This is a genomic window from Enhygromyxa salina, assembly GCF_002994635.1.
GTDB classification, from domain to species: Bacteria; Myxococcota_A; Polyangia; order Nannocystales; family Nannocystaceae; genus Plesiocystis; species Plesiocystis salina_B.
In genome coordinates this window covers 24,489-50,660 of record NZ_PVNL01000032.1, presented here as the reverse complement: position 1 = coordinate 50,660, position 26,172 = coordinate 24,489, and the positions used below count along the sequence as shown (strand labels likewise).

General features: G+C 67.4%; 21 protein-coding genes. 12 read left to right on the top strand and 9 right to left on the bottom strand.

Features of this window, described 5'->3' with window-relative positions:
* Window positions 1–39 precede the first annotated feature (39 nt).
* Both ENSA7_RS44990 and ENSA7_RS06785 read left to right on the top strand, forming a co-directional pair.
* Window positions 40–1,047, top strand: coding sequence for an MXAN_6577-like cysteine-rich protein (locus ENSA7_RS44990; RefSeq protein ID WP_106088389.1), 1,008 nt, complete (start codon window positions 40–42; stop codon window positions 1,045–1,047).
* A 59-nt stretch (window positions 1,048–1,106) separates the two neighbouring features.
* Window positions 1,107–2,099, top strand: a complete 993-nt coding sequence (locus ENSA7_RS06785) for a PEGA domain-containing protein (RefSeq protein ID WP_181233329.1) — start codon at window positions 1,107–1,109, stop codon at window positions 2,097–2,099.
* Window positions 2,100–2,154: 55 nt separating this feature from the next.
* Here ENSA7_RS06785 and ENSA7_RS06780 read toward each other — a convergent pair whose 3' ends face one another.
* From ENSA7_RS06780 to ENSA7_RS46080, 4 genes are all read right to left on the bottom strand, one after another.
* On the bottom strand, window positions 2,155–4,230 hold the full coding sequence (locus ENSA7_RS06780) for a serine/threonine-protein kinase (protein WP_181233327.1): 2,076 nt from the start codon (window positions 4,228–4,230) through the stop codon (window positions 2,155–2,157).
* 315 nt (window positions 4,231–4,545) lie between these two features.
* Entirely contained in the window at window positions 4,546–5,463 is a 918-nt protein-coding gene (locus ENSA7_RS06775; RefSeq protein WP_106088386.1) for an OmpA family protein, read from the bottom strand.
* Complete coding sequence (locus tag ENSA7_RS06770) at window positions 5,460–5,861, bottom strand: DUF4398 domain-containing protein (protein ID WP_181233325.1); 402 nt, start codon at window positions 5,859–5,861, stop codon at window positions 5,460–5,462. The genes ENSA7_RS06775 and ENSA7_RS06770 overlap by 4 nt, the downstream gene beginning before the upstream one ends.
* A 124-nt stretch (window positions 5,862–5,985) precedes the next feature.
* Complete coding sequence (locus ENSA7_RS46080; RefSeq protein WP_372237554.1) at window positions 5,986–6,369, bottom strand: S8 family serine peptidase; 384 nt, start codon at window positions 6,367–6,369, stop codon at window positions 5,986–5,988.
* Between the two features lie 254 nt (window positions 6,370–6,623).
* Here ENSA7_RS46080 and ENSA7_RS06760 point away from each other — a divergent pair, with 254 nt between their 5' ends.
* Complete coding sequence (locus ENSA7_RS06760; protein ID WP_146157422.1) at window positions 6,624–7,706, top strand: hypothetical protein; 1,083 nt, start codon at window positions 6,624–6,626, stop codon at window positions 7,704–7,706.
* Window positions 7,707–7,763: 57 nt separating this feature from the next.
* On the opposite strand, the gene ENSA7_RS06755 is transcribed toward ENSA7_RS06760, so the two are convergent.
* Entirely contained in the window at window positions 7,764–10,472 is a 2,709-nt protein-coding gene (locus ENSA7_RS06755) for a lytic transglycosylase domain-containing protein (protein WP_106088382.1), read from the bottom strand.
* A gap of 329 nt (window positions 10,473–10,801) precedes the next feature.
* Here ENSA7_RS06755 and ENSA7_RS06750 point away from each other — a divergent pair, with 329 nt between their 5' ends.
* The 4 genes from ENSA7_RS06750 to ENSA7_RS06735 all read left to right on the top strand — a co-directional run bounded on the left by ENSA7_RS06750 (window position 10,802) and on the right by ENSA7_RS06735 (window position 16,232).
* Entirely contained in the window at window positions 10,802–13,216 is a 2,415-nt protein-coding gene (locus tag ENSA7_RS06750) for a 3-hydroxyacyl-CoA dehydrogenase/enoyl-CoA hydratase family protein (protein ID WP_181233323.1), read from the top strand.
* A gap of 40 nt (window positions 13,217–13,256) precedes the next feature.
* A complete protein-coding gene (locus tag ENSA7_RS06745; protein WP_106088419.1) occupies window positions 13,257–14,402 on the top strand; it encodes an acetyl-CoA C-acyltransferase in 1,146 nt (381 codons plus the stop codon).
* Between the two features lie 120 nt (window positions 14,403–14,522).
* Window positions 14,523–15,044: a hypothetical protein gene (locus ENSA7_RS06740; RefSeq protein WP_146157420.1), complete on the top strand. Its 522-nt coding sequence runs from the start codon at window positions 14,523–14,525 to the stop codon at window positions 15,042–15,044.
* A gap of 15 nt (window positions 15,045–15,059) precedes the next feature.
* On the top strand, window positions 15,060–16,232 hold the full coding sequence (locus tag ENSA7_RS06735) for a serine hydrolase domain-containing protein (protein ID WP_181233320.1): 1,173 nt from the start codon (window positions 15,060–15,062) through the stop codon (window positions 16,230–16,232).
* Between the two features lie 34 nt (window positions 16,233–16,266).
* Here the strand turns inward: ENSA7_RS06735 and ENSA7_RS06730 are convergent, their stop codons facing one another.
* Together ENSA7_RS06730 and ENSA7_RS06725 are read right to left on the bottom strand one after the other, a co-directional pair.
* Window positions 16,267–17,268, bottom strand: a complete 1,002-nt coding sequence (locus ENSA7_RS06730; RefSeq protein ID WP_106088378.1) for an Rpn family recombination-promoting nuclease/putative transposase — start codon at window positions 17,266–17,268, stop codon at window positions 16,267–16,269.
* A gap of 154 nt (window positions 17,269–17,422) precedes the next feature.
* A complete protein-coding gene (locus ENSA7_RS06725; RefSeq protein WP_181233319.1) occupies window positions 17,423–18,112 on the bottom strand; it encodes a histidine phosphatase family protein in 690 nt (229 codons plus the stop codon).
* 172 nt (window positions 18,113–18,284) lie between these two features.
* Between ENSA7_RS06725 and ENSA7_RS06720 the strand changes: the two genes are divergently transcribed.
* Window positions 18,285–18,761: a molecular chaperone DnaJ gene (locus tag ENSA7_RS06720; protein WP_106088376.1), complete on the top strand. Its 477-nt coding sequence runs from the start codon at window positions 18,285–18,287 to the stop codon at window positions 18,759–18,761.
* A 5-nt stretch (window positions 18,762–18,766) separates the two neighbouring features.
* On the opposite strand, the gene ENSA7_RS06715 is transcribed toward ENSA7_RS06720, so the two are convergent.
* A complete protein-coding gene (locus ENSA7_RS06715) occupies window positions 18,767–19,879 on the bottom strand; it encodes a c-type cytochrome (protein WP_181233317.1) in 1,113 nt (370 codons plus the stop codon).
* A gap of 1 nt (window position 19,880) precedes the next feature.
* Entirely contained in the window at window positions 19,881–20,672 is a 792-nt protein-coding gene (locus ENSA7_RS06710; protein WP_106088374.1) for a peroxiredoxin family protein, read from the bottom strand.
* A gap of 67 nt (window positions 20,673–20,739) precedes the next feature.
* On the opposite strand from ENSA7_RS06710, the gene ENSA7_RS06705 reads away from it, so the two are divergent.
* The 4 genes from ENSA7_RS06705 to ENSA7_RS06690 all read left to right on the top strand — a co-directional run bounded on the left by ENSA7_RS06705 (window position 20,740) and on the right by ENSA7_RS06690 (window position 26,159).
* The gene (locus ENSA7_RS06705) at window positions 20,740–21,903 is read left to right on the top strand and encodes a winged helix DNA-binding domain-containing protein (RefSeq protein ID WP_106088373.1); all 1,164 of its coding nucleotides are present in this window, start codon (window positions 20,740–20,742) and stop codon (window positions 21,901–21,903) included.
* 201 nt (window positions 21,904–22,104) lie between these two features.
* On the top strand, window positions 22,105–23,205 hold the full coding sequence (locus tag ENSA7_RS06700) for a type IV pilus twitching motility protein PilT (protein ID WP_106088418.1): 1,101 nt from the start codon (window positions 22,105–22,107) through the stop codon (window positions 23,203–23,205).
* The gene (locus ENSA7_RS06695; protein WP_181233315.1) at window positions 23,205–24,410 is read left to right on the top strand and encodes a type II secretion system F family protein; all 1,206 of its coding nucleotides are present in this window, start codon (window positions 23,205–23,207) and stop codon (window positions 24,408–24,410) included. Before ENSA7_RS06700 ends, ENSA7_RS06695 begins: the two co-directional genes overlap by 1 nt.
* Before the next feature lie 9 nt (window positions 24,411–24,419).
* Window positions 24,420–26,159 carry a two-component system sensor histidine kinase NtrB gene (locus ENSA7_RS06690; protein WP_106088371.1) on the top strand — a complete coding sequence of 580 codons (1,740 nt, stop codon included), beginning with the start codon at window positions 24,420–24,422 and terminating at the stop codon, window positions 26,157–26,159.
* Window positions 26,160–26,172: the final 13 nt, after the last annotated feature.

Below are 26,172 nucleotides of genomic sequence, written 5' to 3'. Positions count from 1 at the left end.
TGGCTCGCTCTTCGGGGCTGTGGTACATGTCGACATTCGATGACACTCGCTCATAAATTATCGTGGATCGGCGTGGCCTGCGTCATGGCGGCGCTGGGCTGCCGCGAGCTCAACCCCAACTTCAACGCTTCAGCGGACACCGACGAGAGCTGCGATGACCGCAATCAAAGCTTCAGCCACAGCAATTGTGATGGGGCCTGCGTCGACACCGAGCTGAACATCGAACACTGCGGCGGCTGCGCTCAGCCTTGCTTCGACCACGAGGTCTGCAAGGCCGGGGTGTGTCTGGTCGATTGCCCAGGCGACCGGCGCTCGTGCGACGGCAGCTGCGTGGACACTCAAACCAGTCTCCAGCATTGTGGCGCTTGCGGGATCGCGTGCTCACTCGGAGAGTACTGTGTCAACGGAGCCTGCGACTCCGAGTGTCCTGCGCCCAGCCTGGTCTGCGAGCCTGTCTGCGTCGACACAGACAGCTCCGTGGATCACTGCGGCATGTGCAACACCGCCTGCAACGACGATCGCAGCTGCGTCATGGGCACCTGCGATCTGGTGTGTGATCCACCCCAGACCGCGTGCGCGGACGCGTGCGTCGACACCAACACCAACTCGATGCACTGTGGCGGCTGTGACCAGCCATGTGACGGGTTTTGTATGGAGGGCGCTTGCGTTCAGGAGTGCGCGGCCTCGCTGGTGAGCTGCGGCCAATCCTGCGTCGACCTCCAGACGGACCCGTTGCACTGTGGCGGCTGCAATCAATTGTGCAAGGCCAAAGAGCTCTGCGACGCCGGCCAGTGTGAGTGCGAGCCCGACCTCGACAGCTGCGGCGAGGCCTGCGTCGACCTCCGGACCGACAAGGTGAATTGTGGCTCGTGCGGCCACGCCTGCGCGGCGGCCCAGTCGTGCAAGGAGGGCGAGTGCGCGTGCAAGGGCGGCAAGACCGTGTGCGACGACGGCTGCTTCGACACAGACAAAGACGCCAGCCATTGTGGTGACTGCGACACGGCCTGCGCAATGGGCGAGTCGTGCGAACGCGGGGGTTGTGAATGACCGGACGGCTCGGACGGCTCGGACGGCTCGGACGGCTCGGACGGCTCGGACGGCTCGCCGTGAGCACCGCCGTGGGCGTCACGCTCTACATGTCGTCGTCGTCGGCAAGGGCCGGTGAGCCTGTCATCGTCGCGCCAGCGGTGATTCAAGGCGATCTCAACAAAGCGATCGCGCGCCAGCTCGAGGCGCGCCTGCGCGAGGTCGTACAAACCAGCGACCTCGAGATCATCGAGATCTCCGCCGCGTTCGCGCGCCGTGCCGCCGCCTGTGCTGACGACACATGCCGGGCCACCTTGATCGCCCAGACCAGCGCGAGGTTTCTGCTCGTCAGCGAGATCACCCTCGACAACGAAGACTACCACCTGCGCCTGACCCTCTATGCGGCGACCGGTGCCCTCACGGCGCGGATCGAGGACACGTGTGAGCTGTGTGGTCTCACCGAGGCGACCGGCCTCATGGGTGACCTCGGCGCTCGTATCGGTCGCAAGGTCGACGTGGCCACGCGCGCGGCGTTCTTCGAGATTCGCAGCCAACCGCCGGGCGCGAAGATCCTGATTGATGACAAGCTGGTCGGGATCTCACCGCTCGAATTGCCGATCGAGATCGGCATCCACGAGCTGCGCGTCGAGTTCGACGAATACATCGATATCGAGCGCGAGCTCGAGGTCGCGGCCGGGGAGTCGGCGGTGCTCGACTTCGAGTTGCAGCGGCTCCCGCCCAAGGCTGCGCTCGACCGCACCAAGCTGTATGTGGGCCTGGGGTGGGGTGCGCTCGCGGCTGGGGTCGGCGCGGTCGCTGGTGGCGCGGCCGTGATCACGCTGGACGGGCGACCGATCACCAGCGACTGCTCGGGTGCCAACGTCGACGTCGACGGGAACTGCCGATGGCGCCACGCGACCCTCGAGGGCGGGATCGGCCTCACGCTCGGAGGCGTCGTGATGATCGGAGCCGGTGTCGCGCTACTGGTCATGGCCGCCAAGGGTCAGCGAGCGAACTCGTCGAAGACCACGCGCCTCATGCCCGCCCCCGGCGGCATCGCGTGGTGGTTTTAGCAGCGCATGAAGCGACCAGACACGTCAGCGGCTGGACTTCAAACGGGTGGGCGCTCTAGCCGCCGCTGCGCTGATCGATTCGCGCGATGCGCCCCGCTGCTTTGCTGCTGCCGAGCGCTTTGGCGGTCTCGTACTGCTCGAGCGCCTGCTCATAGCGGAGCAACTTCGTATAGGTATCGCCAAGCGCAATTCGAAGCGTGGCGTCGCGACGCGATCGACGCACCGCCATTTCATAGTAGGTCGCGGCGTTGGCGTGGTTGGCTCGTTGAAAGTAGACGTGGCCGAGTCCGGCGAGCGCGTCGACGCGGCCGGCCTCGATGCGCAACGCTTTGTGATACAGCTTCTCGGCAACTTCTAGCCGGGCGCCCTCGCGCGCGGCGTCGGCCTTGGCGATGACCTTGTCGGCCGCGCGCTTACCCACCGTTGCCTGGCGTTGCGAGCTCGGGTCCTCATCGTCGTCAATGGCGATCTCACTTGGCGCGCTGACGGTGGGCGCTCCCGCGCCGTTGCGTGAGCCAGCGACGTTCGGCAACCGCAGACCAAACTCGTTCTCGATCAGCGCGTCGAGTTGGGCGGTCGTGCTCGCGGGACGCTGGTCGCTGCGCAGGAGCTTGAACTGCTCGAGCTTGTCCCGCTTGTCAGCCAAGTTCGGCTCGACCAAGGCCAGCAGCGGCTCGACGGCGATCAGCTCCGGCACGGTGAAGTCCCCAGTGCCAGCCTTGCGGTGCAGCACGAGCAGCTCGCCGGGCGAGATCGCGGCGCGGCTGCGAGCCGGCTCGATCAGCGGGGCGAACAACATCGCTTGCACGTAGAAGTCGAGGGCAAACGGCTCGCCGCCCGCCTTGTCCCAGGTCTCGTCGCCGAGCCGAACGAGCGTCGAGGCCAGCTCGAGACGGAGTTCACGCGCGGCGCGGAGGGCCTCCTCGCTATCGAGGCTCTCGAGCTCGATCAAGATCCTGTACGCGGTGTCGGCCCGAGGGTCGACGACAGGTGGATACACGTAGTAGGCCAGCGCGGCTGCCTCATGGGCGCGGTCGACCAGGTCGTCGGTCTGCGCAGATGCGGCCCCGCGCGACGAGCCAAGCACCGGTTCGGCCCTCAACATCGGCCAGGCGATCATGCCACCGGCGACGACACCAAACGCGAGCAAGACCGGCACCCACCAGCCCGATACGCCGCGCCTGGACGTGCGCGACGGCATCTGGGAGAGCAGCTTCGCGTGTCGCTCCGGCTCGATCGCAGGCAGCGCGAGGTCATCCCAGGTCGTGCGCAGCTGGCCGCCGATCTGCGCCTCGCACAAGGCGACCTCGAGCTCTTTCATGGAGGCGTAGCGGTCCGCCGGATCTTTGGCCAGGCACCGTCGGACAACCTCGATCAGCGCGTCCGGGACGCTCGCGTCGGTGGTGATCAGCGCGGGCACCGGGTCGTAGGCGTGCATCTGAAGCACGCGCTGGAGGTTGCGGTCGACGAAGGGCGGCACACCAACCAGCATCTCGTACATCACACAGCCGACCGAGTAGATGTCGTAGCGACCATCGATCGCGCCGTCCGCCATGCCCTCGGGGGGCATGTAGTAGGGCGTGCCCGCGTGCCGCAACGAACGCTCGCCCAAGATCGAGACGATGCCAAAGTCGACGAGCTTCACGGTATCCCGACGCCCGCCGATGTCGCCAACCATGATGTTCTCGGGCTTGACGTCGCGGTGGACGAGGCCGGCGTCGTGGGCAGCCTGCAGCCCCTTGCAGACCTGACGAAACAGGCCGATCAGTCGGCTCGGGGACAGGCAGCCCTCGTCGATGAGGATCTCGTGGAGGCTGCGCCCGGGGACGAACTCCATGGCCATCATCAAGCGGCCATCGTCGAGCACCGCGAAGTCGAACACGTCTGCTATGTTCGGAGACCCGATCTTGGCGCTCGCGCTGGCCTCGCTGCGGAAGTCCGCGATCGCAGCAGGATCCTCGGCCAGCGAGCTAGCGATGATCTTGATCGCGGCGCGTCGGTCGATCTCGACGTGGCGCGCCTCGTAGACCACGCCCATGTTGCCCTCGCCGAGCCACTGGGTGATGCGCCAGCTGGTGCCCGGAATTATCTGGCCCGGCATCAGCCGCAGCGGTCGTTGGTCGAGCGCCACGCTTGGGCACTGAGTCTCCAGAATATCCGAAATGCCCGGCTCGGTTGATCCCATATCCAGCGTGTGCAGCCCGATACCCCCTGAAACGGGCGGGTCCCGACGCCTCGACTGATGGGTGCCCGACGTAGCCAGGCGCAAAATTCGAGGGAGCAATTTTGTCATAGCAATTCAGACGCCGAATTGAAGATCAGAGCCCCCTCCCAGGGGGCCACACCTACCCCCCTGCCAACAATAGACCCCGAGGAGCGAAGCGACCAGACGCGCCAGCGGCTGCAGTCGGCGAAGTCCGAGGTCCATGTGGGGGTCATTGTCGAGCTAGCCGTTCGCTGGGCTCGACACGACGATCTCGACGCGACGATTGTTGGCCCGACCTTCGGCGCTGCCGTTGTCTGAGACCGTGCGGGTCTCGCCGTAGCCCTGCGCCGTGATCCGGTCGGCGGCGATGTCGTGCTGGACCAAGTAGTCGCGCACCGCGTTGGCCCGGTTGACGGACAGGGTCTGATTGGTCGCGGGCTTGCCTTGGGAGTCGGTGTGGCCCTCGACGACGAAGGTGGCCGCAGGGTCACCAGCGAGCAGCGCGTTGGCGACCTGGCTGAGCTTGGCCTGCGCGCCAGGCAGCAGCTCGTAGCGGTTGCTCGAGAACAAGACGCTGCCGCTCAAGGTGATCACGGTCCCGCGCGCGTCCTGCTTGACGGACGCGACTCGGGCCAGGTCGTCCCTCGCCTTTGCGGCGCGAGCCTCGGCCTCGAGCCGCAGTTGTTTCTCCGCCGCGAGCGCTTTGTTCTTCGCCACGCCCGCGGTCTTCTCGTCGTCCAACGCGTGATTGGCAGCATCCAACGCGCTGTTGGCATCCGTGAGCTCGGACTTGGTCTTGACTGCGTCCGCGTCCTCGAGCTCCTCTTCGCGCCACTGCGAGGTCTCGATGCTCTGGTCGTACATGATCGTCCGAGCCCCCGACTCCGCGCGCTCGGCCTTGCGCATGGCGATATAAGCCTGGTCGCGGACCAGCATCGGATCTTCTCGGTCTTTGAATGAGCGCTCCGCTAGCTCCATGGCGACCTGGGCGACGTGCAGCTCGGCGGGCGTGTACTTCTTCGACGGGCCTTCGGCTGCGCGATCATAGACGTCGCGCGCGTCGACGAGCTCGCTCGGCGGCGTATGTGCGCACGCCAGCAGCAGCACGACGGATCCAGACAGGAGGGTGAGGTGGGTGAATGGGCTCGGCGTGTTCATGGGGTCACCTCGGCTTCAGTTGCGTCGACACGCGATTTGGCGGCCTGGGCTGCGGTTCGCGCTGCGTCTTCGCGGACCAGCGCGATCGCCAGATCTGCGTCCTCGCTAGCGCGTCGCGCCTTGTAGTGGGCCTTCTCGTGCTCGCCTTCGGCCATCAGCGCTTGCGCGCGCTCGATCGCCTCGTGGGCGAGCTGAAGCTTCAGCGCGGCTTGAGGCACATCGGCGGCGCCGAGCTCCTCCGCACCGCGGACCGAAGCCAACGCGCTGGCCACATCGGCGGTCGGCTCTGGGAACGAGGCACACGCGGACACGAGCGCCAGACCAAGCAGCGACAGCGCCACGGGTCCGCGCACGCCAAGTCGGCGGCGAACGCCCGGGCGTTGGCTTGCTGGAGACACAATCAGGGAGTCGCAGATGGGTTGGCTTTGAATCATGGTGTTGCAAGGGGCTCTTGTGTCGCCCGTTGTCGAGCTCCATACGCAGGTTTGGGTCCACGATCCAAAAGACTGTCAAATCATATAGTTAGCCGGCAGAGCCGAGGTCCGGGCTCGCTGGCCTCATCAAGATGAATGACTGAGCTACATCATTTCGACCGAGTCCGGGTGCCATCGTGGTCCACCTCGAGCTCGTCGGCGCCAAGCATGTCGTCGCAGTTGTCATCTGCGCGATTGCTCCTGCTCCGACCATCGTTACATCGTGGCCAGGCGCGAGCACATCTGGCTCGATGCGGCCGTCGGCGGTGGGGCCCCGCGAAGAGAAGCCCGCGAGCCGCCCGCTGAGGTTCACGACGCCCAGCATGATCGCACCTGCCGCGTCGGCCGGGGCCCCGAGCGTGCTCGGCTCGGGCCCTGAGCCCCACACCGGGTGATCGTCACCACGCGATTGGCCGCGACACGAGACCCACAGCGGTCCAGCCCCACAAAACTGGCGAGTGAGCAGCCGCCGCGCGCTCGACCACGGTCGCCGAGGCTGGGTCGCGGCCCGGCTCGAAGATGGCGTCCCCGCTGCGGGCGAACTGCAGGACGCGAAAGCTAAATTGCATGGTCTACACGTCCACGGCCGCAGTCACCTGTAGAGACTGCTACCTCACCACTAGAGGGGTCTTCATGCGCATCGAAACCGCTTCGATTCTCAACCGGCCATGCACTACGATCCGAGCCGTGACCACTTCATCTTTTCTTCGAAGCGCGGCCTTGCGCCGAACCTTGCCCATGCTCGTGGCCCTCGGGTTGTTCGCTTGCAAGTCCGAGATTCCAGCGGAAGACGGCGAAACCGAGACCGGCGACGGCGACGGCGATCCCGGCGACGGTGACGGTGATCTGGAGACCGGCGACGGCGACGGCGATCCCGGTGATGGTGACGGCGATCCCGGCCCGGTGTGCGGCGACGGTGTCATCGATGACGGCGAAGAGTGTGACGGGGCCGCGCTCGGTGATCAGACCTGCGAAGACCTCGGCTGGTTCGGCGGCGAGCTGAGCTGCGGCGACGACTGCTCGTACGACGACTCGGCCTGTCAGATGACGGCGGTCTGCGGCGACGGCATGGCCCAGGGCGACGAGCTGTGCGATGGCGACGACTTCGCGGGCGAGGTGTGTGAGAACCTCGGCGACTTCATTGGTGGCAACCTGGCCTGCAGCGAGACCTGCGACAGCATCGGCACGCTCGGCTGTCTGTCGCCCGGCGAAGGTGGTGCATGCACCATGGACGACGAGTGTCCGATCGAGGCGCCCAGCTGCTTCGCAATGACCTGCTGGAACGGCAGCGAGACCGATCCATGTGAATTCAACTCAGACTGCGGTGAGCTGGCGCCCTCGTGCGTGCTCGGTGCCTGCTACGACGGCAGCGAGGACGACCCGTGCGAATTCAACGCGCAGTGCTCCCAGGACGCGCCGTTCTGCGCCGCCGGCACCTGCCACGACGGCAGCGCGGGTGACCCGTGCGACTTCAATGCCGAGTGCGCCGACGCCCCGTATTGCGTGAATGAGATCTGCTCCGAGGGCAACGAAGGTGACTTCTGCACCGGCAATGGCGACTGCTCTGTCAACGCGCCCAATTGTGTGCTCGACACCTGCTATGACGGCAGCGAAGGCGACGCGTGCGAGTTCAACGGTGACTGCAGCCCCGAAGCCCCGTATTGCTCGGACCTGACCAACGCCTGCCAGACGGGCGAGGCCGGCTCGCCGTGCCTGGTCAACATGGACTGCGTCAACAGCTGCGACATCCCGAACGAAGTCTGCCTATAGACGCTGGCGCTTCCAGCTGACAGCTCGCACTGACGAGGCGCACGAAGGTGTGTCTCGTCAGTAGTCGATGTTCAGCTCGAACTCGGGATCTACCAGGTTGGTCCAGCTCGGCAGCTCCCCTGCGTACATCAGCCGATACGCGGCATGCACCTCCATCACCCGCCGCGCATACCGGGACGACTCTTGAAACGGGATCTCCTCGAGGAACTCGTCGAGCTCGACCCCGCGCGGCGCCTGGCTCTTGGCCGCCAGCCAGCGCGCGACGTTGCTGGGCCCGCCGTTGTAGCTGGCGTACGCCATCGCGGCCTGGCCGTGGAATTTCTTCAGCAGCTCGCTGATGTAGTAGGTGGCCAGCCGACTGTTGTCCTCGATCGAGAACAAGATGTCGGGATCGAAGCGCGCCCCCACCTCGAGCTCGCCGAGATCCTGAACCAGCTGCCGCCCCGTCCACGGCATGATCTGCAGGGCACCCCGCGCACCCACGTACGAGACCACGTGCCGACGAAAGCGCGACTCCGTGTACATCAAGGCCCATAAATGATGCGGGTCGATCTCGCGGTCCCACGCGTTGCGCTCGATCGGCTCCCGGTAGGCCCGCAGGTGCCAGCGCGCGCAGTAGGGGTTCTCGTCGTAGTTGGCCAGCTTGCCGAACCGATAGGGCTCCTGCATCGCCCAGGTCAGCCGCGTGAAGTCCTGGGCCAGCCGCTCGCGGTAGTCAGCGTCGCGCAGGGCCTTGCGCGCGGCCTTGCTTGGACTGGCGACAGGGTGGCGCCACTCGGGCGCCCACGCGAGCCCAGCGACGAGCGCCTCGGTCCGGGTCCCCGGCATGTCGGAGCCCGAGTAGACGCTCTGGGCATTGATGAATTCGTCGGCGGCCACGCGGACCTCGCGGCTGGCCTCTTCAGCCCAGCCGGCCGCGAACAGCTGCTCCGCGCGGATCAATGAGCTGTACGACTCACCGTGATCGGCCGCCATCTGCGTGAGCAGAGCCAGGGTGTCGGCGCGGCCGAACCAGTGTGGCGCGGCGTCCTGCTCCCAGTCGAGCGGGCTGACCTGCGGCGGCGGGCCTGGATCTTCGCCAGCGTCGATCAGCCGCTGCCGGGCCATCAAGCCGTAGTAGAGCGGGTGACCGCCAATCACCCCATTGGCCTGCAGCCGCTCGTACGCGACCTCGACCAGCCCCCGCAGCCGCGCGACCCCTTGCGCGCGCAGATCTTTGTTGTCGCTGCGCAGCTCGAGCTTGCCCAAGAAGTAGGTGATGGTCCGCTCTTGCCCGCCCGTGCGGCCGGTGTCGAGCATCTCGGTGAACGCCTGGATCGCCTGGGCGTCGTCGCCAAGCCGCATCGGCAGCCACGCGTGCAACCACCGGCGCTCGCTGCCGTGGCCCTTGAACCGGGTCTCGAACTCTGTGAGCAGCTCGTTGGCCTTGGCGTACTTACCGGCGTTGACGGCCAGATCGATCGCGTTCCACAGCGCCGTCGACCCAAGCGCGCCCTTGTTGCCGTCGTACACGCCGACCCACAGCGCGATCAGTTCGTCGTAGCGCCCCGCTCGCTCGAGGCAGCGCGCCAGATCGTTGCGCGTGGTCAGGCTGGGGACGTCTGCGTAGAGCTCGGTGAGCACGTCGGCGCAGCGGCTGAACTCGCGGGCCTTGTAGTAGGTCCAGCCGAGTGAGTGGCCGGCCTCGCGGTGGCGGTGCTTGGGTTGCTCGGGGTCGTTCCAGACGGCCTCGAGCAGCTGCTGGGATCGCTCGATCCGCCGGAGCACCCGGGCGGCCTGGCCGGCGGCCAGCTGCTCTTCGGTGGTGAGCGGCGCCGCGGTGATCTTGTCATGTTCGGCGGCGAGACGCTCGAGCTCGGACCAAGCACGGGTCGCCTCGGGCTCGCCCGCGCGATCGATGGCGACCCGCCGCAGGGCCGCGGCCGACTCCTTGACCAGACCCGCGCGCTGCTTGGCCAGGGCCCGCTGCAGCATCCAGTCGCCGACATCGGCGTGGTTGGGGAAGCTGGTGATCAGCCGCTCGAGCGCCTTGTCGGCCTGCTTGGCCGCGGTCTTGGTCGCGCGCGGCGTGTCCCCGGCGATCGCGATCATCGCCTCGCCCTGAGCCACGCGCATCGCCGCTTGCATGCGGTCGGGCTTGAACGCCTTGAGCTTGCCGAGCTCGCTGACGGCCTTGCGCAGCTGGATGTCGGCGGCCGCGGGGTTGAGGTCACCCTTGGTCGCCCACGCGGTCCGGGCCCGGGCGAGCTCGTAGCCAACGATGTCGCGGGGCAGCAGCTCGCCGAACTGCTTGCTGGCCGCGAGCGGCTCGAGCGAGAGCACGGCCAGCTCCCACTGCTGGGTCTGCATGTACGCACGGCCGGCGATCGCCCCGGCCAAGAACCACTCGCGCGACTCGGGCTCGAGCGCCGCCTCACCAGGGAGCGTGTCGAGCTTGCCGACCGAAGCGAGCTGATCGAGCGCGGCCTGAGCCTGCCCGCGCGCGAGCAGCTGCGCGGCCCCATCGACCCCGGGAAGCAAGGGCTGCTCGGGCGGCGCCCACGGGGGCGGCCGCTCGGGCTCGGACGGCGCGGTGGTCTGCGCGACGCTTGCGACCTCGACGTCGACATCGGCCTCGACGTCTTCCTCGGAGTTGAGCGGAGCCGCGTCCACGACCTTGGAGGTCACGCAGCCCTCGGCGCTCCCGAACGCCAACCCGATCGTCAGGGCTGCCAGTCCAGCGCTGAGCGTGGCGTAGGTCCGACGTATGGTCGTGCGCGAGTCCAAGGGTGGTCCAATCGTAGCAACTCACTCGGGCGTGGCCATTTAGCTGCCAAGTTCGGGGTCCGACGCCGCCGGTGGCAGGCGTGCGCTCGGTTGCGCACGACGGGTGCGCGATGGGCCATTGCGGCTACGCGTCACGGTCTGCGTCCATTCGAGCCCCGGGTCCGACCTGACATGCGCATTACTCGCACAGCGGGGTCCCGTGCCGCCACCTGCAAACGCTGAGCATGCACGGCATTTTGGTTCGGACGGTCGCCGGAGCTGTCGGCGCCGCGGTAAATTCTGGCCCGGCTCTGTAGCCAAGCTTCGCGGCGGCGATTATCGTCCGCGGCGTGACGCTCAATCGACCTCCTCACCAGCTCGTGGCGACAGTGCTGGGTGCCGGGACGATGGGGGCAGGGATCGCTGCTCACCTGGCGAACGCCGGCATCCGCACCTACCTGCTCGACATCGTTCCAAGGGGGGTCGACGCCGACGCCCCCAAGGCCGCCCGTAACAAGCTCGCTCTCGGGGCGCTCAAGGCTCTGCCCAAGGCCAAGCCGCCTGCGCTCATGCACAAGGACTTCGTGGCCCGGATCACCCCCGGGAACTTCGAGGACGATCTCGCCAAGGCCGTGGGCCAGAGCGACATCGTGATCGAAGCGATCGTGGAGCGCCTGGACATCAAGCAGAGCGTGTTCAAGCAGGTCGCGGCCGCAGCCCAGGATCACACGATCCTGGCCACCAACACGTCGGGGATCCCGATCGGTGACATCGCGGAGGCGCTGCCCGAGGGGGCCCGCGAGCGGCTGCTGGGCCTGCACTTCTTCAACCCGCCCCGCTGGATGCACCTGCTCGAGGTGATCCCGTCCAAGTACACCGCGCAGCGCTACGTCGACGACGTCGCCCGGTTCTCGGACCGCGTGCTGGGCAAGGGCGTCGTGCTGTGCCGCGACACGCCCAACTTCATCGGCAACCGGATCGGCATCGGCGAGATGCTGCTGACCTTCGCGGCCACCGCGGAGGGCAAGTACACGATCGAGGAGGTCGACGCGCTCAACAGCAAGCCGATCGGCCGGCCCAAGACCGGCAGCTACCGGCTGGGCGACATGGTCGGGCTCGACGTCGCCGGCCACGTGATCCGCAACCTGCGTGACGCGCTGAGCGGGGAGCCGGCCGCCGACAACTACGATCCGCTCTACGACAAGATGCAGATCAGCCCGGCGCTGCAAACCTTGCTCGACAACAATTGGTTGGGCGACAAGTCCGGTCAGGGCTTCTACAAGAAGTCCAAGGACGAGCAGGGCAACCGGGTGATCCTGTCGTTCGACCTGCAGACCCGCGAGTACCGTCCGCGGATCGAGCCGGAGTTCCCCGAGCTCAAGGGTGTGCGCGGCTCGGCCAGCGCCATGGTCCACAAGGCCATGCGCCTCGAGGGTCGGGCCGGCGAGTTCTATCGCAAGGTCTACCTGCCGCTGTTCAACTACTCGGCCACGCTGACGGGCAAGATCTGCGACACGCCCAAGCAGATCGACGACGCCATGAAGTGGGGCTACGGCTGGGGCATGGGCCCGTTCGAGCTCATGGACGCCGCGGGGCCGGCGTGGTGCGCCGCGCAGATGCGCGAGATGGGCATCGAGCCGGCGCCCGAGATCACCAAGCTGCTCGCGCAGGGTGACGACGCGACCTGGTACAAGGGCCGGCCCGGCAACCAGCAGGTGTTTGACGGCGCGGCCTACGTCGACGTGCCGACCCCTGCCGGGATGCTGATCCTCGACGCGCACAAGCCCGACGGCGAGATCCACAGCAACAGCTCGGCCGCGCTGATCGACATCGGCGACGGGATCGCGCTGCTCGAGTTCCGCAGCAAGGCCAACGTGCTCGACGAGGGCGTCGTCAAGCTCATGGCCGAGGCGCCCGAGCTGCTGAGCGAGCGTGGGTTCGTCGGGCTGGTGATCGGCTCGCAAGACGACCACTTCTGTCGCGGGGCCAACCTGCTGCAGATCGGCATGGCCGCGATGCAAAAGAAGTGGGACGAGCTCGATCTGGCCGTCAACACCTTGCAGCAGACGCTCATGAACCTGCGGCACGGGGCGCTGCCGGTCGTGGTCGCGCCCTATGGTCAGACCCTCGGCGGCGGCTGCGAGGTCTCGCTCCACGCGGATCACATCCAGGCGAGCGCCGACCTGTTCATGGGGCTGGTCGAGATCGCGGTCGGGGTGCTCCCGGCTGGCGGCGGCATGAAAGAGATTGCCCGTCGGGCCTCGGCGCACGCCGACCAGCTCAAACCCGGCGAGGTGTTCGACTGGGTCCGGCGCGGGTTCGAGGCCGCGGCGACTGGCAACGTCTCGATGTCCGCGTTCGAAGCCCGCGGGACCGGCTGGCTGCGCCCGAGCGACGGGATCACGTTCCACAAGATGCGCGTCGTCGCCGACGCCAAGCAGGCCGCGCTGGCGCTCGCCGCTGGCAATTACGTGCCCCCCGATCGCAACGAGCCGATCCACGTCATGGGCGCGCCGGGTGGCGCCAACCTCATGCTGGGCATCCACGAGTTCGGCTGGGGCGGGTTCGCCTCGGAGCACGATCAACTGATCGGCAGCAAGATGATCCACGTGCTGTCCGGCGGCATGAAGCCCACCGCAGGCACCGTCACCGCCCAGCAACTGCTGGATCTCGAGCGCGAGGCGTTCCTGTCGCTGTGCGGCACCCAAAAGACCCTCGAGCGCATCCAGTACATGCTCGACAAGCGCAAGCCGCTGCGTAACTGAGCGCGAGACTGACCTGAAAGGAACCAAGCAAATGGCACAAATCCGAGAAGCAGTCATCGTCGCCAGCAAGCGCTCTGCGGTCGGCAAGTCCGGGCGCGGGAGCCTGCGCAACACTCGGCCCGACGACATCGGCGCCGACGTCCTGCGCGCCACCATGGCCAGCGTCAACGGGCTCGAGCCCAGCATGATCGAGGACATCGCGATTGGCTGTGCGATGCCCGAGGCCGAGCAGGGCCTCAACGTCGGCCGCATGATCGGGATCGGGGCCGGGTGCCCCGATCAGACCGCGGCGCTCACCGTCAACCGGTTCTGCAGCTCGGGGCTGCAGACGATCGCCATGATCGCCGAGCGGATCATGGTCGGGGCGCTCGACGCGGGCGTCGGCGGTGGGATCGAGTCGATGTCCATGGTCCCGATGGGCGGCAACAAGCCGCGCGTGAGCCCCAAGATGGTCGCCGAGCGGCCCGAGGTGTACGTCTCGATGGGCGTCACCGCCGAGAACGTCGCGCGCAAATTTGGGATCAGCCGCGCCGACCAGGACGCGTTCGCGCTGCAGAGCCACCAGCGCGCGATCGCGGCGATCACCGAGGGTCGGTTCAAGGACGAGATCGTCCCGGTGACCACGATCGAAGGGACCACCTTCGACACCGACGAGGGCCCGCGCGCCGACACCAGCCCGGCCGCGCTCGCCAGCTTGCGGCCAGTGTTTCACGTCAAGGGCACCGTCACCGCCGGCAACTCCTCGCAGACCAGCGACGGCGTGGCGATGACCGTGGTCATGTCGGCCGACAAGGCCAAGCAGATCGGCGCCAAGCCGCTGGCGCGCTTCGTTGGGTTCGCCGTGGCCGGGGTCGCGCCCGAGCTCATGGGCATCGGCCCGGTCGAGGCGATCCCCAGGGTGTTGAAGCAGTGCGGGCTGAGCAAGAACGACATCGACCTGTTCGAGCTCAACGAGGCGTTCGCCGCCCAGTCGCTCGCGGTCCTGCGCGAGCTCGACCTCGACCCGGCCAAGGTCAACGTCAACGGCGGGGCGATCGCGCTTGGGCATCCGCTCGGGTGCACGGGCGCGAAGCTGACGGCGACCTTGCTGTCGGAGCTGCGTCGGCGGAAGGGTCGCTACGGGATGGTGACCATGTGCATCGGCGGCGGAATGGGCGCAGCCGGGATCTTCGAGGCGCTGTACTAGCGCGCTGACGCCCTCGCCGCGCACGTCCGAGAGCAAGCAGCGGACGTGCATGGCTGGCACCCGCGTTCACGCACGCGAGCGCGGATGATCGAAGGGGGGATTGGATGGCACGATCAGGCCATGCGATCCCCCCGCTTCGCTTTGGTTTGCGCCCTGACAACCCTGACCGCCTGCGGCGACTCGACCACGACTGACGAGGGCGGCGCTGCGCACATTGGCGTCGTCAGCGAGATCGAGGGGATGCCCCAGATCACGATCGACGACGAAGTCGGGACCGACGTGCGGGTATTCATGCACATGGACCACATGGGTGGCCCGGACGCGCAGACCTTCGAGGTCGTGTCGGCCAGCCTGCAGCTCGACCTCGAGCACTACGCCGACATCGAACTCGCGATCCCGGCTGATCACACCCAGTTCACGGAGCTCCTCGATGGCGATGAATTCGACTTCGAGCTGCGCGGGCACATCGCCGACAACGGCGACGACTGGGGCCTGTGCGCGAGCGGAGGCGTCGAGGACACCGACGGCCTGCGCGTGACCCTGAGCGTGCTGATGCGGGTCACTCCCGGCGCCAATGATGGTGAGGACGAGTTCGAGTTCGAGTCGCTCGCGGTCGAGCTCAACTGCAGCTTCACGGGCTAGTGTGTATTGTTGGTCGTGCGCAGGAGCATCGCCGCGCTGATCCTGATCACGGCCTGCCAGTCGCAAGCCGACGAGCGGCGCGACGTGGGTCGGTCGAGTGCTGGCGAGCGGAGCTCTCCGAAGCCGGAGGTCGACCCCGATCCCGACGCGACTCGCAAGCGCGCGTGCATCGACGCAGCGCTGGTCGGCGTCGAGCCGCGATTTCATACACTGGTCCGATCCCTGTGCGCCGAGTCGGTCGAGCGCGACATCCCCGGGCTCGCGCTGGCAGTCGTCGAGCCCGGCGCCGCGCCGTTCGAGCTACAGCTGGGGGTGCGCTGCGCTGGCGAGCCGACCACGATCGACGCGACCACCCAGTTTCGGTTTGGCTCGGTGTCGAAGACCGTGACCGCTGCGCTGACGCTGGGGCTCGTCGAGGAAGGCCGCGTGTCGCTCACGAGCAGCGCTGACGCGCCCGGCGTGCCGGATCCAACCCTCGCCGCGCTCCTGTCTCACCGCAGCGGGCTCGGTGAGATCGAGCCTGCCCAGCTCGTGTCGCTCGACGGCGCGTGGTTGGCAGCGCTGGCCCGCAGTGAAGCCGCTGGGGCGCCGGGCGAGTACCACTACAGCAACGCTGGCTATGCGGTGATCGGCGCGATGCTGACCACAGCGACCGAGCAGGACTACCGGACGTTGGTCGGCGAGCGCGTCGCGGCGCCGCTGGGGCTGGCAAGCTTTCGCGTGGACGCAAAGCAGGCCAGCGCGGCGGCGTGTGGTCATCTCGAGCACGATCCGGATCGCCATCCGATCCGCGTCGCCGAGGATCTCGAGTTCATGCCAGGTGATCCCAGCTGGATGGACCCTGCAGGAGGTGTGCTGGGCTCGGCGACCGACCTCGCACAATTCGGGCTCGCGCTCGGAGGCAGCCAGCTCCCCGGGACCGCGGCGATGCTCGAGCGCGGCGGGCCGTTGCCTCCAGCCCACACGCGTTCGCCGAGCCAACATCGAGACGAGCGCTACGGCTACGGCCTGCGCTCATGGACGCTCGCGGATGGGACCACGGCCTACGGACACAGCGGCAACAACGGCGCGTTCGCTTCGGAGTTGATGTTCGTACCGGGACGGCGGGCGATCGTCTTGCTGGCGAACTGCGGAGCGAAGCTCCCCGCCAGCGTCGCTGCGGCCGAGCACCTGCTCGCAGCGCGGTAAGCTCTTGGGTTGGGCTTGAACGCGGGCGGGGGCGTCAGTCGCTAAAGACCGCGTCGATCGTGTCGGCGGTCAGGATTCGCTCGATGTACCGCTCGAGCTGCTCGTCGGTCGCCGCCTCGATCAGCGCCGCGTACTCCGGCGGCATCCCACCGAACTTGAGGCTCGAGAGCTTCCCGAGCACCCCTACCCGACCCTCTTGCCGACCTTCTCGCCGACCTTCTTCCCGGCCCTTCTCCAGACCGGTCTCCAGTCCTTTTTGGTGTAGCTCTTCTGCGATTGTCATGGCGACTTCCTCGGCGGCGGGGATCTGCTCCCGGATCTTGGCACGAAAGTTCTCGAACGTCACGTTCCCGCTGACCAACGCGATGTAGCGCAGACACTGCGCGACCGCCTCCATCCCGTTGGTCGCCTGCATCACCGAGGTCAACGCCGCCGCCCACTGGTCGAAGCTTCGCAGCAGCTCTTCACCGTCCCGGCCATCTCGAAGCAGCCACAGCGCCACCCGAGGGAACGCCGACTGCGCCCAATCACGCAGGTCTTCGTCCGTGCGGGTGGAGAGGTCCTCGATCAACAACGAAAAGCTGGGGATCAGCCGGGCAACCCCCGGCACGCTTGCCGGGTGCGGATCAAACAGCTCCCCGAATGTCGTCGCCGCGGTCCAGCCCCCCGGTGCGTGGCTGATGACGACCGGGATGATCAACGGCAGCGGCCCGCCCTTCTTCTTCTTGATGTGCCGCTCGCAGGCCAGCCCGAGGTAGGTGAGCATCCGCAGCGGCATATACGGGTGGTTGGTGCTCTGATGCTCGAGCAGCAGGTACAGCAGCACCGGCTTGCCCCCCAGCGTGGCCGAGAACACCAGGTCGCTGTGACGATCGCCCAGCTGTGTGCCGATGAACGTGCCTGCCTCTCGCTTTAGCGTCTCCCAGGCGATCAGGTCGCGCAGCTCCGGGGGAAGGATCGCGTAGAACAGGGCCGCAGCGTGCTCGGGGAGCTCGAAGGCGGACTTGAACAGGGCGTCGTGGGGTCGTGTTGTCATGGCCGGCAGAACCTAGCAGCGCGGCTCGAGACGACTCGTGCGTGGCGTCGCTCGCGGTCGATCAAACTGCCCGTCAGCGGCCTCGTGTGGCACTTTTAATTCGTGCTCGACGAGCCCGCCCGCGCCCCGTGGCCCAGATCCGGGCCATCTGTTTTCAGCCCTCGCGGGGAAAACCAGGAAACACGGTGCCCAGATCCTCCGAGCCCACCACCAGCCTCACGGCGCAGTTGTGCGGGTTGGGCTCGGCCTCGAACCACTCCGGGGAGCGGTGCAGCCACATCATCAGGAACGCGCGCAGCGTCACCCCATGGCAAACCACGATCAGGTGCTCGATCCCGTGCCGCTCGGCGTCGCGGTGGAAGGTGCCGAACGCCTGGTGGACACGGGTCGCGACGTCGAAGCGGCTCTCGCCGAGCGGCATGCGGGCCCAAAAGCGCCCCTCGAACGCCTCTTGCTTGGCGTAGTGAGCGTGCTCGGCCGGGAACAGCTCGGCGAGCTCTTCGTCAGGCACACCGTCGAACAGCCCAAACTGTTGCTCGCACAGCAGCATGTGCTCACAGCGATCGGTCACCCAGCCGCCAGCCTCGGCGACGCCGGCTTCAATCCCGTCAGCCGTCTCCCGGGTACGCCGATAGGGACTGACCCACAGCCGGACATGCGGCTGGGCGCCCTGGAACGGACCGTCACGCAGCTGCACCAGCGCCTGGCCCAAGTACCGACCGGCGGCGGCAGCCTGCTCGTGCCCGCGGCTCGACAGCGGGATCGCGTGGTCCGCCATCTCGCGGTGCACGTCCTTGTCGACATTTCCGCGCGACTCACCATGCCGCACCAGGTAGATCCGCATGAGAGGGATCGTACTACTTCGATGACCCCCCATCGCCTACTATCGGGTGATGCACCGTCGTCGGCGAGCGCTGCTGTTGATCGTGTTCGCGGTGATCGTGCTGCTCGCGATGTGCGCCGAGCTCTAGCAGGCCCCGCTTGCCGTTGGGCGGGTCGGCGGTAACACTGCGACGGTGGGCGAGCTCGGCAGCGTGTTCGAAGACGACGACGGGGAGCTCCCGCGCGGGCCGGATCTGCGGGTCACCGTGGAGATCCCTCGGGTCGCGCTCGGGGCCACGCTGCGCGCTCCCGTCCCCGCACGCATCGCCGCCGATGGCGAGCTGCTCGAGCGAGTGGTCCTGCACGGAGAAGATCCCGACACGATCGAGCTGCACCTGCCCGAGCAGCTGCCGGAGCGGGCGGTGCTGCGGCTGCGGGGTCAGGGCGCCGCGGTCGACGGCGGGCGCGCGGGCGACCTGTTGGTCGTCGTCGAGCTGGTCGATCGCCCACCTCGAGACGACGAGCGGATCGAGCACCCACCCAAGCAGCTGAGCCGGCGAGCCGACGACGTGCTCGCCGGCACGTCCAGCGACGCGACCGACATCACGTGGTGGTTGCTGATGGGCCTGGTCTTGCTCGGCGGCGGCCTCTTGTTGCTGCTGACCCTGTAGCCACCTCACTCGCCCTGCGCGGTCGGATACCCGCGCTCGACCCACTCGTAGTACCCCTCGTCGAGCACCGCGATCTGCCCAAACCCGGCGGCATCGAGCGCGTCAAACGACTGGCCCGAGACCGCGTGCGGGCAGCCGCAGTAGTTGATGATCCATACGTCCTGCGGCAGCTCGTCGATGACCAACTCCAGGTCGAAAAATGGGATCGACACCGCCCCCGCGAGGTGACCTTCGACAAAGTCCGCGTGCGGCCGAGCGTCCAGCAAGATCATCTTGGCGCCAGCATCGAGCGCGGCCTTGACCGCGTCGACGCCGATGTAGCGCCCATCGACGAGCGTGAACTCGGGATCGGGCCCGTCGGGGTTGATCACCGCATCCGACACGTCAGGGACGAAAGGCGGCAGCGGCTCGGTGTCGGGCTCGCGCTCCCAGCTGCGGATCAGCATGATCACGTCGTCGATCTGCGCAGGCGTGAGGTCGTCCATGTCGCCGTCGGCGTAGCTGCCCATCGGGGTACCGGGGCGCCCCCTCACGATCGACTCGCGCAGGTATCCGTCGCTGGCCATGGTCAAGAACCACGGGTTCTCGAGGGTCATGTAGGTCCCGCCCCGGCCCTGCTCGCCGTGGCACTCGTCGCAGCCATACACGCCGTAGTAGGTCTCGCCCCGGATCACCGACGAGGCCGGGTCGATCTCGTAGTCGTCGACGTCCGCGTCGGGGACGGTCTGCCACGACTTGATGTACGCGACGAGGTGATCGATCTGCGCATCGGACAGCGGCCCGGCCTTGACCTGCCCCCACGCCGACATGGACGTCCCGGGTCGCCCGTAGCGAATCGCCGCGGCCAAGAACGCCTCGTCGGCCAGGCGCAAGAATTCTTGGTTGCTGAGCGCGTTGGCGTTGTCCGCCGCGTAGCCCTGCCCCTCGTCACCGTGGCAAAACCCGCAGTACTGCTCGTACAGCACGGCACCTTGGGCCTCGGGGCTGAGCTCACCGGTCTCGGACTCGGACTCGGCCCCGGCCTCGGTCGACGTCGCCGACTCGCCTGCCGACTCGCCTGCCGAAGCTGGCACGCAGGCGCCCAAGCACACCAACCACCCGAGCAGCCCGCGCCGCATGTCAGCCCTCCAGCGCAGCGATGACGGCGCCATACACGGTATCCCAGCCACTTTGCGTGGTCAGATCAATGCTGGGGTTGGCGTCCGCATAGCTGAAGTAGCTGTGCAGGACCCCGTTGGCGTCATAGATATAGATGTCGTCCGTGCCCAGGCCGATCTCGTTCATCAAGCCCCACGCGTTGGCCTCCGCGGTGTCCTGCACGAGCGGGAACGAGGCCCGATCGATGAACTCCTGCTGGGAGTCGGCGTAGCCATCTTGGTTGAGCGCCACGAACCACACGTCGTGGCCCTCGAGCGTCAGCTGGGTCAGCATCTCCTCGAGCTTCTCCAGCGTGCCCTGACAGATGTTGCAGGTCGAGCGCATCAAGGTGAACAGGGTCACCCGGCCCTTGAAGGTCTCGAGGCTGTAGGTCTGACCAAAGTTGCAGCTCTGCGGCTGGAAGTCTTCGAGCTCGAAGTAGGCCCAGGTCGAGCCCGGGCTCATCGGCGTGTCGGGCTGGGTCGCGTTGGGTGGGATCGCCTGGGTCCCCTTGGGCCCGGTGCAGTTGGGATCGCCGTCGCCGTCGCCGTCGCCGTCGCCGTCACCATCACCATCACCATCACCGCCCGAGTCGCCATCGCCGTCCCCGGTTGGATCACCGTCTCCGTCGCCGGTTGGATCACCATCGCCGTCTCCGACGGAGTCGCCATCGCCGTCCCCGCTGGTCTCTGCGTCCGCGTCATCGACCTCGCTGCTAGGGCACGCGAGCAACAGGGGGACACACATCAAGACAGCACGCAGAGGATTGTTCATGGCAGGCTCCGAGCCGCGAGAATAGCACCCCCCAGACGGGGCTCCAGGCGGGTGTATCGTGCCGCGGATGGCCGAAGTGACCATGAGTCAACGCGCGCTCAATCGGGCCTTGCTCGCCCGTCAGCTATTGTTGCGCCGCGAACCCACCACGGCCCTGCGTGCCACGTCGGCGCTGGTCGGCCTGCAGGCTCAGGTCGCGCAGCCGCCCTTCATTGGGCTGTGGACGCGGCTCGAGTCGTTCACGCCCGAGCAGCTTCGCAGCCAGCTGCGCGCGCGCAAGCTCGTGCGCGTGACCATGATGCGCTCGACCTTGCACCTGATGCGCGCCACCGACTACGTGGCGCTGCGCCCAGGGATCCAGCCCGCGCTCGAGTCGGCCATGCGCTCGGCGCTGCGCAAGCGGCTCGATGGCGTCGAGCTCGATCCGATCGTCGCGGCCGCGCGCGAGTGCCTCAGCGGCGCACCCATGACCTTCGCGCGGTTGCGGGAGCAGCTCGCCGCTCGGTTCCCCGAGGCCGACCCACGCATGATGGGCTACGCGGTGCGCAACCTGATCCCGCTGGTCCAGGTGCCCGACGACAGCCCGTGGGGGTTCCCCGCGAGCGCCGACTCTTGCCTGGCCAGCGAGTGGCTGGGCGCCGAGCCGTCCGCCGAGCCAGGTCTAAGCCCAGATCCCAACCCAGATCCCAATTCAGATCCCAACCCTGATCCCAACCCTGATCCCAGTACGCTGGTCCGCCGCTACCTCGCCGCGTTCGGCCCCGCGACGCCCGCCGACGCCCAGGTCTGGTCCGGGCTCTCGGGCCTGCGCGCGGTGTTCGACCAGCTGCGACCCAAGCTTCGCCGTGTTCGCGACGAGCGGGGCCGCGAGCTGTTCGATCTGCCCCGGGCGCCCCGACCCGACCCCGATGTCGACGCGCCCGCGCGCTTGATCCCCGCGTTCGACAACCTGGTCTTGTCGCACGCCGACCGGACCCGGATCATCGCCGACGAGCACCGCAAGGCGATCGTCAGCAAGAACCTACAGGTCAGCGCGACCTTCCTGATCGACGGCTTCGTCGCCGGCACCTGGAAGCTCGAGCGCAGCAAGCAGGCCGCGACCGTGGCCCTGTCGGCGTTCATCGAGCTCGACAAGCGCCAGCGCGCGGCCCTGACCGACGAGGCCGAGGCCCTGCTGCGCTTCGCCGAGCCCGACGCCCCACGCCACGCAGTCAAGTTCTCCGCCCGCTGAGCGCGTGACAGACCCGCCCGGGTTGGCCAACGCTCCTGCTCACGCGTGCACCCGAGGTCGGCGGCTGCCCTGCGTGGCGCCAATTCGCGCAGCCGGGAACGCCGCTGCAGCCTGCGTGGGTCGGCCAGCACCGACAACGACAACTAGTTGGCCAAAGCGCTCCACCCTCGGTACCCTGGAAACCGAATCGCCTCGATGTCGATCCCCAACCTTCATCAGCTCCTCAAGGCCATGCTCGATCAGGGGGCGACGGATCTCCACGTCACCACCGCGTCACCGCCGATGCTGCGCCTCGACGGGCGCCTGGTCCCGCTGCGCACGCCGCCGTTTAGCCCCGACGACTGCAAGTCGCTGTGCTACTCGATCCTCTCCGACAAGCAAAAGCACCGGTTCGAGGAGGAGCAAGAGCTCGATCTCTCGTTCGGCGTCAAGGGTCTGGCCAGGTTCCGCGCCAACCTCTACATGCAAAAGAGCGCGGTCGCAGGGGCGTTTCGGCTGATCCCCTACCAGATCCGTACCTTCGGCGAGCTCAAGCTCCCGGTGATCATCAAGGAGCTGGCTGAGAAGCCGCGCGGCATGGTCCTGGTCACCGGTCCGACCGGCTCGGGCAAGAGCACCACGCTCGCGGCGATGCTCGACCTGATCAACCGCGAGCGGCGCGAGCACATCATCACGCTCGAAGATCCGATCGAGTACATCCACCAGCATCAGAAGTGCCTGGTCAACCAGCGTGAGATCGGGTCCGACTCGGTCAGCTTCACGCGCGCGCTCAAGTCGATCCTTCGCCAAGATCCCGACGTGGTCCTGATCGGCGAGATGCGTGACCCCGAGACGATCGGGGCCGCGCTGACCGTGGCCGAGACCGGTCACTTGACCTTCGGCACGCTGCACACCAACAGCGCGCTGCAGACCATCAACCGCATCATCGACGTGTTCCCTCCCCACCAGCAGAGCCAGATCCGCGCGCAGCTGAGCTTTGTGCTCGAGGGCGTGGTCTGTCAGGCGCTGCTGCCCAAGAAGGGCGGCGGTCGGGTGCTGTCGGTCGAGGTCATGATCCCAACCCCCGCGATCCGCAACCTGATCCGCGAAGACAAGGTCCACCAGATCTACTCGCAGATGCAGGTTGGCCAGGGTGAGCACGGCATGCAGACCTTCAACCAATCGCTCGCCGAGCTCGTGCTCACGGATCAACTCGAGCGCGAAGAAGCCATGGCACGCTCGAGTCAGCCGGCAGAGCTCGACTCCATGCTCAAGGCGGGCAAGGGCCTGTCGCACATCCAACGAAAAGACCGGGGATACTGATGGCAGCGTGGATTTGGGAAGCATCGACACGCGCGGGCGAGCACCGCTCGGGCACCATGGAAGCCGACAACGAGGGCTCGGTCCGTGAGCGCCTGTCCGCGCAGGGCATGGTCATCAACAGCGTCAAGAAGAAGCCGGTCGCGCTCAAGCTGCCCACGCTCGGCTCGGGGGTCTCGCTCAAGGATCTCGTCGTCTTCACCCGCACCTTCTCGACCATGGTCGACGCCGGCCTTCCGCTCGTGCAGTGCCTGGACATGCTCTCGTCCCAGGCCGAGAACAAGCACTTCGGCGGGATCTTGGCCAAGGTCAAGGCCGACGTGGAGTCGGGCAAGTCGCTGAGCGAGTCGATGGCCAAGCACCCCAAGGTGTTCGACCAGCTGTTCTCGAACCTGGTCGCCGCGGGCGAGGCCGGCGGCATCTTGGACCTGATCTTTCGCCGGATGGCGACCTACCTCGAGAAGTCGGCCAAGCTCGCTCGGCAGGTCCGCGGCGCGCTGGTCTACCCGACCGCGATCGTCATCGTCGGCGTCGGCGTCATGATCATCATGATGACCTTCGTGCTGCCCACCTTCGAGACCATGTTCAAGGATCTCGGGGCCGGCTCGCTGCCGGGTCCAACCCGGGTGGTGCTGGGCATCAGCCACTTCATCACCGGCAACGCGCTGATCCTGATCCCGCTGGTCGTCGCCGCCGGGTTTGGCATCTCGGCGTTCAAGCGGACCGAGCAGGGCCGGTACATGTGGGACAGCATGCTGCTCAAGCTGCCGATCTTCGGCAACGTGGTGCGCAAGGGCGCCGTCGCCCGGTTCACGCGAACCCTGGGCACGCTGCTCGCCTCGGGCGTGCCGATCCTCGACGCGATGGACATCGTCGCGCGCACGGCCGGCAACGCCGTGATCCAAAAGGGCATCCTCTACGCCCGCGAGAAGGTGTCCGAGGGCAAGGACATCGCCTCGCCGCTGCTCGAGACCGGCATCTTCCCGCCCATGGTCGTGCAGATGATCGGCGTGGGTGAGCAGACCGGCGCCATGGACGACATGCTGCAGAAGATCGCCGACTTCTACGAAGAAGAGGTCGACGCTGCCGTGGCCGCGATGTCGGCCATGCTCGAGCCGCTGATCCTGGTGTTCCTCGGCGTCGGCGTCGGCGGCATGCTGATCGCCATGTACCTGCCGATCTTCGACGTCGCAGGCGGCATCAAGTAGCTGAGCGCCATGGCGAACGACAGCGAGAGCTCGAGCGTGGCCATGCTCAGCGCCGAGCTGCAGGTCAACCTGAGCACGGATCTCGACGAAGGAAGCGGGTCTGCGCGGCGTCGGCCGGACACTGGGCTCGAGGCCATGCGCCTGCGGATCAGCTACTTCATGCTGTTCCGGCTGGTCCTGCTCGCGCTGTTCACCCTGGTCTTGACCTACACGACCTGGCTCGTCGAAGAGCACGCGATCGGACCCGCCGAGTGGCTGGGCTGGACCGCAGTCGCGACTGGCTACGTCGTCACCCTGGTGTTCGCGTGGAAGCTCCGGCCGCAGCCAGCGGTCAGGGCCTCGAGCAAGAGACTGCGCGCGATCAGCTGGACACAGTCGGCGTTCGACATCGTGTTCGCGATGATCGGGGTGGGCCTGACCGGTGGCGTCGACTCGGACCTCGCGTTCTTGTTTCTCATCGCCGTGCTCGGGGCCGCCACGATGGGCGATCGCCGGCAGATCCTCACGGTCGCGACGGTGTGCGGGCTGCTCTACGTGGGCCTGAGCATGGCGCAGTTTGTCGGTGTGCTGAGCGGCCTCAAGGGTTCCGGGGTCGACGCGGCGATCGAGCCCGCGCAGCTGTGGGTCGCGCTGCTGCGCAACGCCGGGGCGATCGCGATCGTGGCGATCTTGTCGGGCTACCTCAACACCCAGCTACTGTCCTCGGTCTCGCAGCTCGGCAGCCTGCGCACCCTCAACGAGAACATCGTCCGCTCGCTCAGCTCGGGCCTGCTGACCGTCGATCAGGCCGGCGTCGTGCTTTTCGCCAATCCCACCGCCGCGAACTTGCTCGGCCGCACTGGTGACATCGTGGGCAGCGACTGCGAGGTGCTGCTCCCGGGTGTCCGCGCCCACCTCGACGACTCGGGCGGGGTCCGCAATCGCTTCGAGCTCACCGTCAACCGGGCCGACGACAACCGCCGCGTCAACCTCGGTCTGGCCTGCAGCACCCTGCTCGACGCCGAGGGCCTGTTCCTCGGCCACATCGTCAACTTTCAAGACGTCACGGATCTGCGCGAGATGGAGCGCGTGCTGCGACGCAACGAGCGGCTGACCGCGCTCGGGACCCTGGCGGCCTCGGTCGCCCACGAGGTTCGCAACCCGCTGGCCGCGATCTCGGGCTGCGCCGAGCTGCTCGAAGATGACGTGGGCGAGGAAGATCAGCGGCTGATCCGGGTGATCCGCAGCGAGTCGGCCCGGCTCGCCGACATCGTGTCCGAGCTGCTCGACTACACCCGCCCGCGCGAGCTGGTCCGCTCGAAGGTCGAGCTGGGCCGCGCGCTCGTCGAGCTCGCCGACAGCTTCCGGGCCGACCCGACCAACGCCAGCATCGAGCTGATCGTCAGCGTCCCCAAGCAGCCCGTGCCCGTCGATCTCGACATCTCGCAGCTGACCCAGGTGCTGTGGAACCTGGTCCGCAACGGCGCCCAGGCGATGGACGGCGAGGGTCGGCTCGAGCTCGAGCTCGAGGGGCTCGACGACGATGTACTCCTGCGCGTGCGCGACTTTGGCAGCGGGATCGAGGCCGCCGCGCTCGGCAAGATCTTCGAGCCGTTCTACTCGACCAAGAGCGGCGGGACCGGGATCGGCCTGGCGCTGGTCCACCGGATCGTCGAAGAGCACGGTGGGGTGATTGCGGTGGAGTCCAAGCTTGGCAAGGGGACGTCGTTCACGGTCAAGCTGCCGAAGCGGGCGCCCACCCAGAGCTGAGCGCCCCGATCTC